Origin of the sequence: Parabacteroides goldsteinii DSM 19448 = WAL 12034, from assembly GCF_000969835.1 — a bacterium.
Taxonomy (GTDB): domain Bacteria; phylum Bacteroidota; class Bacteroidia; order Bacteroidales; family Tannerellaceae; genus Parabacteroides; species Parabacteroides goldsteinii.
Genome location: NZ_KQ033913.1, coordinates 84,438 through 98,292 on the forward strand (window position 1 = coordinate 84,438; position 13,855 = coordinate 98,292).

General features: G+C 44.1%; 14 protein-coding genes and 2 pseudogenes. 12 read left to right on the top strand and 4 right to left on the bottom strand.

Going from position 1 to position 13,855, the window contains the following annotated elements; translation table 11 throughout:
• Positions 1–140 precede the first annotated feature (140 nt).
• From HMPREF1535_RS13410 to HMPREF1535_RS13435, 6 genes are all read left to right on the top strand, one after another.
• Positions 141–1,070, top strand: coding sequence for a DUF5106 domain-containing protein (locus tag HMPREF1535_RS13410; RefSeq protein ID WP_010800153.1), 930 nt, complete (start codon positions 141–143; stop codon positions 1,068–1,070).
• A 23-nt stretch (positions 1,071–1,093) separates the two neighbouring features.
• A complete protein-coding gene (locus HMPREF1535_RS13415; RefSeq protein ID WP_007657687.1) occupies positions 1,094–1,888 on the top strand; it encodes a M48 family metallopeptidase in 795 nt (264 codons plus the stop codon).
• Between the two features lie 272 nt (positions 1,889–2,160).
• The gene (locus HMPREF1535_RS13420; RefSeq protein ID WP_007657688.1) at positions 2,161–2,799 is read left to right on the top strand and encodes a bifunctional nuclease family protein; all 639 of its coding nucleotides are present in this window, start codon (positions 2,161–2,163) and stop codon (positions 2,797–2,799) included.
• Positions 2,796–4,112, top strand: coding sequence for a NupC/NupG family nucleoside CNT transporter (locus HMPREF1535_RS13425; RefSeq protein WP_046146573.1), 1,317 nt, complete (start codon positions 2,796–2,798; stop codon positions 4,110–4,112). Before HMPREF1535_RS13420 ends, HMPREF1535_RS13425 begins: the two co-directional genes overlap by 4 nt.
• Before the next feature lie 31 nt (positions 4,113–4,143).
• Entirely contained in the window at positions 4,144–4,839 is a 696-nt protein-coding gene (locus HMPREF1535_RS13430; RefSeq protein ID WP_046146574.1) for a 16S rRNA (uracil(1498)-N(3))-methyltransferase, read from the top strand.
• Between the two features lie 48 nt (positions 4,840–4,887).
• Positions 4,888–5,445 carry a sugar O-acetyltransferase gene (locus tag HMPREF1535_RS13435; RefSeq protein WP_010800140.1) on the top strand — a complete coding sequence of 186 codons (558 nt, stop codon included), beginning with the start codon at positions 4,888–4,890 and terminating at the stop codon, positions 5,443–5,445.
• 80 nt (positions 5,446–5,525) lie between these two features.
• On the opposite strand, the gene HMPREF1535_RS13440 is transcribed toward HMPREF1535_RS13435, so the two are convergent.
• A complete protein-coding gene (locus HMPREF1535_RS13440; RefSeq protein ID WP_010800139.1) occupies positions 5,526–5,936 on the bottom strand; it encodes a DUF418 domain-containing protein in 411 nt (136 codons plus the stop codon).
• Between HMPREF1535_RS13440 and HMPREF1535_RS25410 the strand changes: the two are divergent.
• Positions 5,937–6,164, top strand: a pseudogene (locus HMPREF1535_RS25410) (helix-turn-helix domain-containing protein); the annotation flags it as partial.
• A 33-nt stretch (positions 6,165–6,197) separates the two neighbouring features.
• Here the strand turns inward: HMPREF1535_RS25410 and HMPREF1535_RS26255 are convergent.
• Positions 6,198–6,284 (bottom strand): annotated as a pseudogene (locus tag HMPREF1535_RS26255) (winged helix-turn-helix transcriptional regulator); the annotation flags it as partial.
• Between HMPREF1535_RS26255 and HMPREF1535_RS13445 the strand changes: the two are divergent.
• The 5 genes from HMPREF1535_RS13445 to HMPREF1535_RS13465 all read left to right on the top strand — a co-directional run bounded on the left by HMPREF1535_RS13445 (position 6,277) and on the right by HMPREF1535_RS13465 (position 10,494).
• Positions 6,277–7,287: an arginase family protein gene (locus HMPREF1535_RS13445; protein ID WP_392391965.1), complete on the top strand. Its 1,011-nt coding sequence runs from the start codon at positions 6,277–6,279 to the stop codon at positions 7,285–7,287. The pseudogene HMPREF1535_RS26255 and the gene HMPREF1535_RS13445 overlap by 8 nt on opposite strands.
• A 272-nt stretch (positions 7,288–7,559) precedes the next feature.
• Complete coding sequence (locus tag HMPREF1535_RS13450) at positions 7,560–7,940, top strand: HU family DNA-binding protein (RefSeq protein WP_007657701.1); 381 nt, start codon at positions 7,560–7,562, stop codon at positions 7,938–7,940.
• Positions 7,941–7,944: 4 nt separating this feature from the next.
• Positions 7,945–9,744 carry a DEAD/DEAH box helicase family protein gene (locus tag HMPREF1535_RS13455; protein WP_046147542.1) on the top strand — a complete coding sequence of 600 codons (1,800 nt, stop codon included), beginning with the start codon at positions 7,945–7,947 and terminating at the stop codon, positions 9,742–9,744.
• 86 nt (positions 9,745–9,830) lie between these two features.
• Positions 9,831–10,163 carry a hypothetical protein gene (locus HMPREF1535_RS13460; protein ID WP_010800136.1) on the top strand — a complete coding sequence of 111 codons (333 nt, stop codon included), beginning with the start codon at positions 9,831–9,833 and terminating at the stop codon, positions 10,161–10,163.
• A complete protein-coding gene (locus HMPREF1535_RS13465; protein ID WP_046146575.1) occupies positions 10,153–10,494 on the top strand; it encodes a hypothetical protein in 342 nt (113 codons plus the stop codon). Before HMPREF1535_RS13460 ends, HMPREF1535_RS13465 begins: the two co-directional genes overlap by 11 nt.
• 313 nt (positions 10,495–10,807) lie before the next feature.
• On the opposite strand, the gene guaA (HMPREF1535_RS13470) is transcribed toward HMPREF1535_RS13465, so the two are convergent.
• Together guaA (HMPREF1535_RS13470) and guaA (HMPREF1535_RS13475) are read right to left on the bottom strand one after the other, a co-directional pair.
• Entirely contained in the window at positions 10,808–12,115 is a 1,308-nt protein-coding gene (gene guaA, locus HMPREF1535_RS13470; RefSeq protein ID WP_044215166.1) for a glutamine-hydrolyzing GMP synthase, read from the bottom strand.
• Between the two features lie 52 nt (positions 12,116–12,167).
• Positions 12,168–13,688: a glutamine-hydrolyzing GMP synthase gene (gene guaA / locus HMPREF1535_RS13475; RefSeq protein ID WP_007657711.1), complete on the bottom strand. Its 1,521-nt coding sequence runs from the start codon at positions 13,686–13,688 to the stop codon at positions 12,168–12,170.
• Positions 13,689–13,855: the final 167 nt, after the last annotated feature.

Below are 13,855 nucleotides of genomic sequence, written 5' to 3' on the forward strand. Positions count from 1 at the left end.
AATTGAATGTTAACCGCTCCCTCCCTCCTGACTTTTTGATTTATAAAGTAGAGTCAGGAGGGATTCTCTATAAAATAATTGGCTAAAGTGATATCTGAAACTGTAGTAACTATTATATTTGCATGTAAAAACATAAAGATATGATAGTCAGAATACTTTGCTTGCTGGCATTTGCGTTGATTTTTAACTCATGTCACGGCCAGCAGACAGCAAAAACAGAGAAAGAGGATACAACGCCGAGAACCTTTGAAATGGTTGCCGTTCCCAGTATGATTACCGATCCGGGCGAACGAGCCAAATATCTGGTCCAGCATTATTGGGATAAATTTGATTTTACCGATACGGCGTATATCCATCTGCCGGATATTACGGAACAGGCACTTACCAACTATATCGACCTGATGAAATATGTGACTCCGGAAGTTGCGACCTCTTCCATCAAAGGTATGATGCACAAGGCTGCGGCTGACAGCAGCTTCTTTGCTCATATGGCCGGTCTGTATGAAAAGTATCTTTACGATCCTAACTCTCCGATGCGCGATGAATCTTTGTATATCCCTGTACTCGAATCCGTCCTGGCCGCACCGGTCCTCGATGAAGTAAATAAAATCCGTCCTGCCCATTTACTGGAACTGGCATTAAAGAACAGGGTAGGTGAGCCGGCAATCGACTTTACTTATACCTTGGCTGATGGGAAAACCGGTACATTATATAATGTAAAGGCTGATTATCTTTTGTTATTCTTCTACAATCCGGATTGTCATGCCTGTAAAGAAATTACGGAACAGTTGTCGGGTGATCCGTTGATCGGCCGGATGATGTCTGATAAGAAACTAAAGATTCTGGCTGTCTATCCCGATGAGGATCTGGAAGCCTGGCGGAAACATATCCCTGATGTACCGGCAGCCTGGATAAACTCCTATGATAATACGGTAAGCCTTAAAAATGATGAGATATATGATCTGAAAGCAATTCCAACCCTTTACCTGTTGGATAAGACGAAAAAAGTTATACTAAAAGATGTCACATTTAACCAGTTGATGGAATTTATGCAAATGCAAACAAACTAATGTATGTAAATAACAAATTGAGTATGAGAACAACGTTATTATCAGTAATCTTGCTGGCTGGTGTCAGCCTGACTGCTTCTGCGCAGTTTAAAATCGGAGGGAAAACAATTAACACCAAGAAAGTGGTTAGCGCCGCTACCGATGTTGCTAAGGCTATCACACTTAGTGATGCCGATATAGTGACCATGAGTCGTGAATATATCGAATGGATGGATACCCATAATGAAGTGGCCGGCCCCGATACGGAGATGGGACAGCGTCTGGAACGTCTGACAAAGGATATCAAAGTTGACGGACTGGATCTGAATTTTAAGGTATACAATGTTATCGACGTAAATGCTTTTGCCTGTGGCGACGGTAGTGTCCGTGTTTGCGGCGGATTGATGAAAGTGATGGACGACAATGAAGTAATGGCTGTTATCGGACATGAAATCGGTCATGTGCTCCATTCCGATTCGAAAGATGCCATGAAGAACGCTTATCTGACTTCGGCTGCAAAAAATGCCGCAGGAGCAACCAGTGATGTCGTAGCTAAATTATCGGATTCCCAGTTAGGCGACCTGGCAACAGCATTGGCCGGTGCACAATATTCTCAAAAACAGGAAAATGAAGCAGACGATTACGGCTTTGAGTTTAGTGTAGCCAATGGCCTTGATCCGTACAGCATGCATAATTCATTGAATAAACTGATGAGTTTGAGTGAAGATGCACCGAAATCATCCAAATTTCGCCAGATGTTTTCAAGCCATCCTGAAACAGCTAAACGTGTTGAACGGATGAAGGAGAAAGCGGATGAATATATGAAAGATAAGAATTGATTGTTAATATACCTTGTCAAATAAGGTGTTCTACTAAATTATTGCTAAAATAAGTATGAATTGTGCTATAAAACTATGCTGAATAACATAAAGTGCTTATATTTGCACTGTGTTTTTCATGGTATTAGATTTAAGGTTAGCAATGAAGATTGGTTGTCGGGATGACAACCTTTTCTTTTTTATAGACTTTACCGATCATCATTTGTCCACTTTCCCTCTTTTAATTCCGAAATAATATTACTTTTGTATCAGTACTATAAAATTTATGTGGTGTGGATACAAAAATAAAATTACGGGTTCAAGGGCTGACTAATAGCCAGATTCAGTCGGGAGCATATGCCCTGATACTGGCGGAAGAAAACGGAGCTCGTCGCGTACCTATTATAGTAGGGACATCGGAAGCACAATCCATTGCTATTGCATTAGAACATATTACGCCTCCCAGGCCTCTTACTCATGATTTATTTATGACTTTTGCCCAGGCTTTCGGCATTCAGCTACGGGAGGTTTTCATTTATAAGTTCGAAGACGGTGTTTTCTATTCCGAGCTGTTGTTTGATGATGGCATAACTCAGGTACGCCTCGATTCACGGACATCGGATGCCATTGCAATTGCTCTTCGGGTGAAATGCGACATCTATACGACAGAACATATCGTTTCAGAATGCGGAGTCGTGCTGGAAGAATCCTCGATGCCGGATGAAATGGATGACAACGATTATGCTTTGCTGGACAAAGAACCGGAAGATATAGAAGATGAGGCGGAATTGAAGAAATGGCTTTCTCTTCTGGATGAAGAAGAATTGAGCGAACGGATGGAAGAAGCTGTAGCTGATGAGAACTATGAGTATGCAAAGATGTACAAAGACGAGATTCGCCGTCGTGAAGAAGAGGAGGGAAGTGCCAAATGATAGATCAACAGAGCGGGATTAGTCTGGAATCCCTTTTACGTGGAATACTGGGGATCGTGACAGTTCTGGCTGTGGCATATGCCTTGAGTTATGACCGGAAACGTATCGACTGGAAGTTGATAGGAGGTGGATTGATTATGCAGGTCATATTTGCCCTGGCAGTTCTTTATATACCGTTCGTGGGAACAGCTTTGGAATGGATGGGGAAGGCGTTCATTAAACTGATGGACTTTACCCAGGCGGGAGTTGGCTTTTTATTAGGACCGTACGCAACCAAAAGTAATGGGTTTATATTCCTGATCCATTCATTACCGGTTGTCATTTTCTTTTCAGCATTGGTTTCCCTCTTTTATTACTGGGGAATTATCCAGCGTGTTGTGGGAGCTTTTTCCTGGTTGCTACGAAAGTTTATGAATATATCGGGTGCGGAAGGATTAGTTACCTCCGGAAATATATTTATGGGTATGACTGAATCTCCCGTGCTTATTAAGAATTACTTGCCGGCGATGAATAAGTCGGAGATCTTTCTGGTTATGGTGTCCGGAATGGGGACTATCGCCGGAACGGTTATGGCAACTTATATTGGTATGTTATCGGGGGGTGACCTTGTAGCCAGGGTGTTGTTTGCCAAGCATCTGATTTCGGCGTCGTTGATGGCTGCACCCGGCTCGATCGTTTTGGCAAAGATGCTTTGTCCGCAGACGGAAGTTGCCGTTGATCAGGCTGCCACGCTGGAAAAAGGAAGTTCCCATCCGACGGCTTTGGATGCCTTGGCTGCCGGAACATCTACCGGTATCCGCCTGATGGTCAATATAGCTGCAATGCTTTTGGTATTCATTGCGCTGGTCGCTTTGGCGAATTATCTTCTGGAAGGATTGCTGGGGCGTTATACCGGTTTGAATGAATGGATCGTTTCGGTGACTGACGGTAAAGCGCAGGGATTGACGTTCCAGTTTATTCTCGGAGTTATTCTGGCTCCTTTTATGTGGCTGATCGGTATTCCGTCACCGGATATTATGCTTGTCGGTTCTTTGCTGGGACAGAAAACGATCCTGAATGAATTTGTGGCTTATTTCCAGTTGCAGGAGTGGAAAGATGCCGGGATGTTCATGTATCAAAAGTCGATTTTAATGTCTACCTATATATTATGTGGTTTTGCTAATATTTCGTCTATCGGGATTCTGTTAGGCGGAATGGGAGTGCTGGCTCCGGAGAAGAAGGAAATGATAACCCGTTTCGGTTTTCCGGCCATGATTGCCGGTGCTTTGGTTTCTGTGTTGTCAGCCACGATTATAGGGATGATACTCGGGTAATTGAAAATTATAAATTGAAAATTAAAGAGACGTGCAGATATTTTATACGCCGGATATTGCAGTGAATCCGGAACTGCCGGAAGAGGAGGCAGGTCACTGTATTCGTGTACTTCGTCTGACCGAAGGCGATGAAATTTTACTGACTGATGGTAAAGGAACTTTTTATAAGGCGGCTATCAGTCGTGCCCATCATAAACATTGCGAAGTGTCCATTCTGGAGAGTTGGCAGCAACCGGCTTTATGGAACTTCCACCTTCATATCGCAGTTGCTCCGACAAAAAATATGGATCGGATGGAATGGTTTGCAGAGAAAGCGACCGAGATCGGTATTGATGCCATTACCTGCCTGAATTGTCGTTTCTCAGAACGCCGGGAGATAAAACCAGCCCGTCTGGAAAAGATCCTGGTCAGTGCCATGAAGCAGTCGCAAAAGGCGACACTACCCCAGCTGGAAGGAATGACTGATTTCAAATCATTTGTCAGCCAACCTTTTGACGGTCGTAAGTTTATCGCTCATTGTGAGGATGGAGATAAAACATTATTAAAACAAACGTATCGTCCGGGTGAAAACGCTTTAGTACTGATCGGCCCCGAAGGAGACTTCAGCCCGGAAGAGATAGAACTGGCTTTACAGCAGGGTTTTGAACCTATTTCATTAGGAGATAGCCGTCTTCGTACGGAGACAGCTGCGTTGGTGGCTTGTCATACGATACATGTACTGAATTAGTGACCGACAGGAAATAAGGATTCGGTTATAACAAATAAAATAAACAAGATGACAGAGAAAGAAAAATGCCGTCAGGGTTTGTTGTATGATGCCAACTACGATGCTGAATTGTTGTCGGATCGTGAGAAAGCGAAAGAACAGCTTTACGATTATAACCGTCTGCGCCCTTCTCAGCAGGAAGAAAAGACGCAATTACTGAAATCTTTTTTGGGTAAAACAGGAAACAACCTGATCATCGAACCGCCTTTTGCTTGTGATTACGGATATAATATTGAAGTAGGAGAGAACTTCTATGCCAATGTAAACCTGGTTATTCTGGATGGGGCTAAGGTCTGTATCGGTGACAATGCTTTTATCGCCCCGAACGTTGGTATCTATACTGCCGGTCATCCGTTGGATGCAGAGCAGCGAAACCGTGGTCTTGAATATGCCCGTCCCGTAACTATCGGACATAATGTATGGATCGGTGCCGGTGTAAATATCCTGCCGGGAGTAACCATCGGTGATAATACCGTGATCGGTGCCGGCAGTGTGGTAACAAAAGATATTCCATCGAATGTACTGGCGGTAGGGAATCCTTGCCGGGTGGTCAAAGAGATAAAGTGATTTCAAAAAAACATCGTTCCGGTGATACTTGATGATCAGCGGAACGATGTTTTTTCAGATGGAGATATAAAAACTTACAGTTAGCGTACCAGCGGTTGCCATTTCATATAGGTTCCCGTTCTCCACAGCCATTCCATTGGGCCATATCGGAAACCTTTCAGCCAATAATGACTAATTGCGATTTGTATGCCTGTATAAGCAAGGCAAACCAATACGCTCAGGAAAACTCCCAAATGACTCCAATCCAATCCGAAACCGGAAAAGATGAAGACACCGGCCACAGACTGTACGATATAGTTTGTCAACCCCATACGGCCGTAACTGACCAACGGTTCTACGGCCCGTTGTACTTTTTGTGAACGATAAACTTCTATTACAATGATTACCCACAGATAAGCGGTCAGCAGATTGATCAGATTGGTGGTAGTCGATCCCATCCATGAATAGAAAGAAACTTCTCCCCAGGCAACCGCCGGAATATAAGGTCTCACTACGTAAGTGACTTAATCAAGAAAGAAACCGGAACGTCCGTCCAGGAATATATTTTGGTAAAAACGATGGCTGTTGCCAAAGAACTATTAGCCGATCCGTCCAAGTCGATCAGTGACGTTGCTTATGCGTTGGGTTATCAATATCCCCAATATTTCAGCAAAGCCTTCAAACGGGTTATCGGATGTTCACCGAATGAGTATAGGACATCGGCTAAGGTATTGTCTTGAGTTATTGCTTTTGTCATCCTGAAACGTATTTTTCTATTCTTCTATTCCAAGGATTTCTTTCATTTGAGGTCGAAAATTATCTCCCCACTTTTCTATTTGCTCAATAATAGGGATGAGGGTTTATCAGTACTTGTGTGATCTGTATATACACAGTAACTTTGCATTAAAAATGAAACACAAGTTCTTATTATTTGTTGTGCTTAGCCTTATTATAGGCACAACCTATGCAAAATCGAATGAGATGAAAACAAATTCTAAAACACTTCGCTTAATCTATCCTCAATGGCAGGGAGGAGTGGTTGCAAGCTGGATGCCCGACATTCCCGCCAATGATGTTTCACGTGGTTATTTTCTTGGGGCGCAGTTACTGCAAGTGCTTGCACCCGAAAGTAAGCAACAAACTGTTGAAGTCCCCATTTCTCTCGATATGGAAAGTCACAAAGAGGAAAAGGGTATTAGCGGTTATCGTGCTATTATTAAACAAAGTAAAGATGCTTTGGATTTGATTAGAAGAGAAAATCCCGACCGTATTGTGACACTTGGAGGAGAGTGCTCGGTTAGTGTGGTGCCGTTTACCTACCTGGCAGAAAAATATCCTGAAGATGTTGCGGTTGTGTGGATAGACGCTCACCCCGACTTAAATTTACCTGGTGATAGTTATACAGGTTATCATGCAATGGCATTGACCGCTTGTTTTGGTATGGGTGACAAGGAGATTGTAGATCTGTTTCCCGCTAAACTCAATCCGTCAAAATCGATTATTGTTGGTTTGCGTGCCTGGAATGATACAAACGCTTCAAAAGAGCGTCAGGAGGAAATCGGTGTAGAGAGCCTTTCGCCTGCCCATGTTGCTCAAAATAGTACGGCTGTTCTTGATTGGCTTAAAACTACCGGTGCTTCGAAAGTGGTTATTCATTTTGATCTGGATGCTTTAGATCCGGCTGAGATTATTGCAGCCGTTGGCACTGATCCTGACGGACTAAAGATTGAAACCGTCGTAAGGGTGATAAACGATATAGCAAAAGAATATGACGTAGTTGGTTTAACAATTGCTGAACCAATGCCCCGTGTGGCAATAAAAATAAAAAATATGCTTAATCAAATGCCACTTTTAAAAGAATAAGCATGTCTGGTATTCAATAGATCATACCCTTTTGCCCTTAACCTCAAAAGCTATAGTATCTAACCCTAAAAGCTTAATACTTTAACGGCAAAGCCTATTACTTTTGCAAACTGTCACCTCGGTGACGTTCCGACATCATCCCGATGATATTTCATTGTCACCGGAATGACAATCCGGATAACAGCCTTTTCCCATAACTAATTGCCGGGAACCGCCTTTTTCTCGATTATATATCCTATCTTTGGAAAAGTAACCTTAAGCAATACAAAACAATGGCTGTAAAATATAGACTACGAAAACGCCCGACCAATCTCTCCAAAGATATCGAAGACGGCTTCTATCCGCAGGTGATCCGTTCGGACAATGTCGATTCAAAAGGACTGGCTTCTTATGTGACCGGCGATCATGGATTCCGCAGCGCCGCTATGCTCGGAGCAATCGAACAAATCAAAGAAGGGATCATCAGCCTGCTGGAAGACGGCAACAGCGTGTCGATCAGTGGGCTGGGAACATTTACTTTGACGGCACAGTCGAGGCTGGTGAAAGATCCCAAAGAGATACGTGCCGGATCTATCTCCGTGAAAGATGTCGTGTTTAAAGTTTCACCCGAACTCATGCAACGCCTGAGGTCCGTACAATTTGAAAGGGAATAATGTGATGATACGTACCGTTAAACTGGATATCCGGAAAGGGGAGTATCTGTCGGATGCCCTTCGCCGCCACGGAAAAGAAAATATACCGACACGGGTGATACTGAACAAGGTATTGCCCGGATTGGGAGCAACCTATTGCGAGATCATGTCTCCCCGTTCTTCTATTATCATCGAACCGAACGTGCCGGTGATCGTCGGGAAGATGGAGAAACATAAGAACCTGCTGGGTATTTACCGCGGTGTCAAGACTGATGAGGTGGCGCGCCATATCCGCAAATATCCCGGCTGCTGCAAGATCATGGTGACACCCGAAAGTTTCTGGAAGGTAAAGCAGGCGATGGAGGATGAAGGTGTCGATATGTATAAGGACTTTTTCATGTTGTTCGACGAATGCGAGAAGATTATCCAGGATAACGATTTCCGCGAGACGATAGAGGCGCCGCTCGACGACTTTTTTCTTTTCCGGCAGATGGCATTTGTCAGTGCCACGCCGATCCTGCCCCGCGATCCGAGGTTTGAGGAACATGGTTTCACCGAACTACGTATCGAGCCGGCTTATCCGTATCGCAAGCCGCTCCGTCTGATTACGACCAATAATGTGGTGGAAGCGTTGGCGGAAGTGCTGCCCGAATGTAAAAGTAAAGTTTGTATTTTCGTCAATTCCATCGATACGATCGAATCGCTTTATAAGGATATGGCGGAGTTGCAAAACTCTGCTACTTTTTGCAGTACCCAGGGCATTGCGAAGCTGAGGCATGTAAAAGACCGGAGCATGCACGACCGGATCGAAGAGTTGAAACGGTATAACTTCTTCACCAGCCGTTTCTTTTCGGCAGTCGATATCGATGTGCGATGTAAGCCGGATATCATCCTGCTTTCCGACCTTTACGGAGCGGAGCAGTCGGTGATCGATCCGCGGACGGAAGCGATACAGATAGCCGGCCGTTTCCGTAACGGTTTTCGCAGCCTGACGCATATAACCAGTATCAAGCCGTCGCTGGAGGCAATGAATGCGTCGGAGGTAGACGAGTGGCTGGAGAGTGCCCGGCTGGCCATGACGGAGATCAGGGAAAAGAGTAAAAAGGATAAGCGGCGCGGATACCGGGAGACGTATATGGAGGCAGCCGTCAATCTTACCTATCAGCAGTATGTCTATCAGAATGGAAAGGATAATTATTTCCGGCAGGATAATTTCCGTGAGCAGGAACGGGTAAAGAGCTTGTACCGCTCGGCGGACAGTTTGTTCAATGCCTACCGGGATGTCCCGTTTTTTGAGGTGACGCATGAAGACAAACAGTATCCGTTGACCGACAACGACCGTTTGGCACGTCATCGGCAGACCAGCCGTAAACAGCGTCGTATATTTCTCCTCGAGCAGTTCGAACGGATCGCTTACCTGCGTTTTTCTCCCGACGAGAAAGACCAGGACCGTTACAGCCGTTACCTGGCGCGTATCCTTTCTTCCGAATACGATTGCATGTTCCATGAATGTTACCTCCGCAAAGGTGCCGATTATATCCGGAGTGTCGACTTCAAAGACAGCGAAATCAAACGGGCAGTAGAGGAAGCCGGCACCACTGTCTTCCGTAAAAAGCAGCAACTGAAGGAGATCGTGGAGAAGCAGTTCCGGGTAGGAGAGACCTATTCGCGTTCAGATTTGTCTGTAATCCTGACGGCTGCTTACCGCAAAGTCGGTCTGCCTGTTAATAAACGGGTGAGTGCTACGCAGTTAAAAGATTATTTCGAAATAAAAGAAGTGAATATTACTTCCGGACGTTTTCTGAAGATTGTTGGGAAAAAGTAGGGGGGAGAAGCTGGGTTAAAAATTGTCAGACGTGTGAATAATAAAGGAATATCTCTATCTTTGTAAAGAAATAAATAGATTATAGCATGAAGAAAGCTAAACCATATTCACAGCCAGATCCAACAGTGGAAAATGTATCAGAGCCTGTTGCCGTTTATGTAAATGCTCGTGAGGCTATACTAAAAATGGAAGCAGTGGAAGCAATTATGGGCCTTCAGGGTGAGGAACTATTGGACAAAGCCTTGCGTTATTTGCGTGCTCTTAGTAATTCGGTTTCAGTGTGTGTTGAATTGGAAGAAGAGGAGACTTATATGGTACATGAATCTGTTATTGACGGTTTGAGAGAATTAGGAGAACGAAAAGCCGGGCATATCCAGGGCAAACAGAAAACTCTTCAGGATTTAATCGATGAACTTTAAAATCATACCGACGGCGGTTTTTGCCGAAAAAGCAAAACTTCTTGCTAAACGATATTCTTCGATGAAGGATGATTTATCAGTTTTGCAGAATGAGTTGCTGGAAAATCCTGAATTAGGTATTTCTTTGGGTAATAATATCCGGAAGATACGTATGCGCATTTGTTCTAAGAATAAGGGAAAAAGTGGAGGTGCCAGGGTTATTACTTATTTAATAAAAACATCTTTAGATGAAGGTGTAATCAATTTGGTTACTATTTATGATAAAAGTGACCGGGAGTCTATATCCATAAAGGAGATAAACTCATTATTAGTGAAATGCAACCTGCTTTGATCTTTATTGGAGTGATATAAAAATGATAAATGTTAATTATGACAAACTCGAGAGCGAAAGTAGGTACTTTTTACCCCTGGTTGTAAGCTGCTTTCTTTGTAATCTACTGAAAATGAGCTATGACAAACTTTTTGCTGCCCCCTATAAAACAAAGAAAATATATTTGTCATTCCTGGGTTATGAATGATTGTCTATATCGGATAATATTTGTTCGATTGTTTTTTTTGTAAAGGAGGAAGGTTGCTATAGATAATATAAAAAAGGAGTTGCATCCTTCGACACAACTCCTTTTCATATTATTAAATCCTATATCTTATTCCCACTCAATAGTCGCATTGGGTTTCGGGGACATATCGTAGCAAACGCGGTTTACGTTTTTTACTTCTTTCAGGATACGGTCTGTGATTTTCATCAGGATAGGCCAGTCTACCGGTTCGATGGTGGCTGTCATGGCGTCTACTGTGTTTACGGCGCGGATGATAACAGGCCAGTCGAAAGAACGGGCATTATCCCGTACGCCAACTGATTTGAAATCAGGAACAACAGTGAAATACTGCCATACCTTCTTGTCTAATCCGGCAAGCTGGAACTCTTCGCGTAAGATGGCGTCAGCTTCACGAACGGCTTCCAGTCTGTCACGGGTGATAGCACCCAGACAACGTACACCCAGTCCGGGACCAGGGAACGGCTGACGGTAAACCATTTCATAAGGCAAGCCTAGTTCCAGACCGCAGGCACGAACCTCGTCTTTGAATAACTGACGCAGCGGTTCAACCAGTTCGAACTTCAGGTCTTCGGGCAGACCACCTACGTTGTGATGAGATTTTACCATCTTGGCAGTCTTTGTACCGCTTTCCACGATATCCGGATAGATCGTACCTTGTGCTAAGAAATCGATGCCATCCAGCTGACGAGCTTCCTCTTCGAATACACGGATAAATTCGCCACCGATAATCTTGCGTTTTTCTTCCGGATCGGCAACTCCTGCCAGTTTATCCAGGAAACGGTCGGTAACATCTTTATATATCAGGTTCGCATTCAACTGATTTTTGAATACTTCCACTACATCTTCCGATTCACCTTTACGCATCAGACCATGGTTTACATGTACGCAAACCAGTTTATCGCCGATCGCTTTCAGAAGCAAGGCAGCCACAACAGAACTGTCAACTCCGCCTGACAGGGCCAACAGGACTTTTCTATCGCCTACCTGACGTCTGACAAGTTCGATCTGGTCGTTGACAAAGTTTGTCATATTCCAGTTCGCTTCCGCTTTGCAGCTATCGAAAACGAAAGACTTCACAGCTTCTTTGATAGCTTCTATATCGTCGGTGAATTCACCCAGTTTTACTTCACATAATGCTTTGTCGTGGCCGGCAGCCATTACGGGGATACCCAGCGAGTAAATACCCGGATTTACATCTATGGCAACACCGTCGATCACATTGTTAGGACCACCGTTGATGATAATACCTTTTACGTTCGGCAGTGCTTTCAGTTCCTCTACTGTAATGTCGTGAGGATAAATTTCACTGTAAACACCCAATGCACGGATTGCTCTTGCCAATACCGTATTTTCATGACTTCCCAGGTCTAAAATAACGATCATATCTTGTTTCATCGTATTCCTCCTAAAATTATTAAGTTAATTAGATTATCCTTCTTGTGATTTTTTATTCCCACTCTATAGTTGCTGGTGGTTTGGAACTGATGTCGTACACAACGCGGTTCACACCTTTTACCTTATTGATGATCTCGTTGGATACTTTTGCCAGAAACTCGTAAGGCAGTTGTGCCCAGTCGGCTGTCATGGCATCGGTAGAAGTTACGGCACGCAAGGCAACGGTATTTTCATAGGTACGTTCGTCACCCATAACACCGACCGACTGGATAGGAAGCAGGATGACTCCGGCTTGCCAGATCTTATCGTATAAACCCCATTCGCGCATCAGCGACATATAAATATCATCGGCATCCTGAAGGATACGTACTTTCTCCGGCGTGATATCGCCTAAGATACGGATACCCAGACCAGGGCCGGGGAACGGATGACGTTTGATCAGATGCGGCTGCATGCCCAGTTCGATACCGACACGGCGAACCTCATCCTTGAAAAGAAGGCGAAGCGGCTCAACCAGTTGCAACTTCATCGTATCAGGCAGTCCGCCTACATTATGATGACTCTTGATGACTGTTCCGGTGATGGATAAAGACTCGATAACGTCCGGATAGATCGTACCTTGTCCCAGCCATTTGATATCTTTCAGCTTATGAGCTTCTTCGTCGAATACGTCGATGAAACCTTTGCCGATGATCTTACGTTTTTGTTCCGGCTCGGTAACTCCCGCTAATGCTTTATAGAATTTATCTTTTGCGTTTACTCCGATCACGTTCAACCCCAGGTGTTCGTAATCTTTCATTACGTTTTCGAACTCATTCTTACGAAGCAAACCGTGGTCTACGAAGATACAGGTCAGGTTTTTGCCGATCGCCTTGTTCAGCAATACAGCTGTAACGGAAGAGTCTACGCCGCCCGATAAGGCCAGGATCACTTTGTCGTCACCTAGTTGCTCTTTCAGTTCGGCAACCGTCGATTCGATGAAAGAAGCCGGTGTCCAGTCTTTGGCGCATCCGCAGATATTCAGGAAATTGTCTAATAACTTTGTACCGTCTGTAGAGTGGAATACTTCCGGATGGAACTGTACGCCCCAGGTCTGTTCGCCTTCTACATGATAAGCTGCCGCTTTTACATCGTCGGTACTGGCGATCACTTTGAAGTTATCCGGCAATACGGTGATTGTATCTCCATGAGACATCCAGATCTGAGAACCGGTGTCGATGCCTTTCAATAGAGGATCTTCATTATTAATGTAGGATAGATTGGCACGTCCGTATTCACGTGAGTTGGCCGGTTCTACATTGCCTCCGGATGTATAAGCCAGAAACTGAGCCCCGTAACAAATACCTAAAACCGGATACTTTCCACGAATCTCGCTCAGGTCTGCCTTGAAAGCATTTTCGTCGTAAACGGAGTAAGGACTTCCTGAAAGGATAACCCCTTTCACATCGGTTGCATCATGCGGAAATTTGTTGTAGGGAAGGATCTCGCAATACATGTTTAACTCTCTGACCCTGCGGCCAATCAATTGAGTTGTTTGCGAGCCGAAATCAAGAATAATAAGTTTCTCGTGCATGCAGTGTTATTATTTAATTGAGTGGCGCAAAGGTAGTAATTTTATTTAGAAAATCTGTAAAGCTCATCCTATATATAAAGGTATTGATGAGGAGATTTCAATATATTTTTTATGATTTCACAAAAGTTTCATTCGAAAGAAACTGTGTTTTCTCCCGAAAGAAACTG

Bases quoted from the DNA above. Each gene is read 5' to 3' on its own strand.
- HMPREF1535_RS13410 (WP_010800153.1), top strand. From the start codon at position 141: ATGATAGTCAGAATACTTTGCTTGCTGGCATTTGCGTTGATTTTTAAC.
- HMPREF1535_RS13415 (WP_007657687.1), top strand. From the start codon at position 1,094: ATGAGAACAACGTTATTATCAGTAATCTTGCTGGCTGGTGTCAGCCTG.
- HMPREF1535_RS13425 (WP_046146573.1), top strand. From the start codon at position 2,796: ATGATAGATCAACAGAGCGGGATTAGTCTGGAATCCCTTTTACGTGGA.
- HMPREF1535_RS13435 (WP_010800140.1), top strand. From the start codon at position 4,888: ATGACAGAGAAAGAAAAATGCCGTCAGGGTTTGTTGTATGATGCCAAC.
- HMPREF1535_RS13445 (WP_392391965.1), top strand. From the start codon at position 6,277: ATGAGGGTTTATCAGTACTTGTGTGATCTGTATATACACAGTAACTTT.
- HMPREF1535_RS13450 (WP_007657701.1), top strand. From the start codon at position 7,560: ATGGCTGTAAAATATAGACTACGAAAACGCCCGACCAATCTCTCCAAA.
- HMPREF1535_RS13455 (WP_046147542.1), top strand. From the start codon at position 7,945: ATGATACGTACCGTTAAACTGGATATCCGGAAAGGGGAGTATCTGTCG.
- HMPREF1535_RS13460 (WP_010800136.1), top strand. From the start codon at position 9,831: ATGAAGAAAGCTAAACCATATTCACAGCCAGATCCAACAGTGGAAAAT.
- HMPREF1535_RS13465 (WP_046146575.1), top strand. From the start codon at position 10,153: ATGAACTTTAAAATCATACCGACGGCGGTTTTTGCCGAAAAAGCAAAA.
- guaA (WP_044215166.1), bottom strand. From the start codon at position 12,115: ATGAAACAAGATATGATCGTTATTTTAGACCTGGGAAGTCATGAAAAT.
- guaA (WP_007657711.1), bottom strand. From the start codon at position 13,688: ATGCACGAGAAACTTATTATTCTTGATTTCGGCTCGCAAACAACTCAA.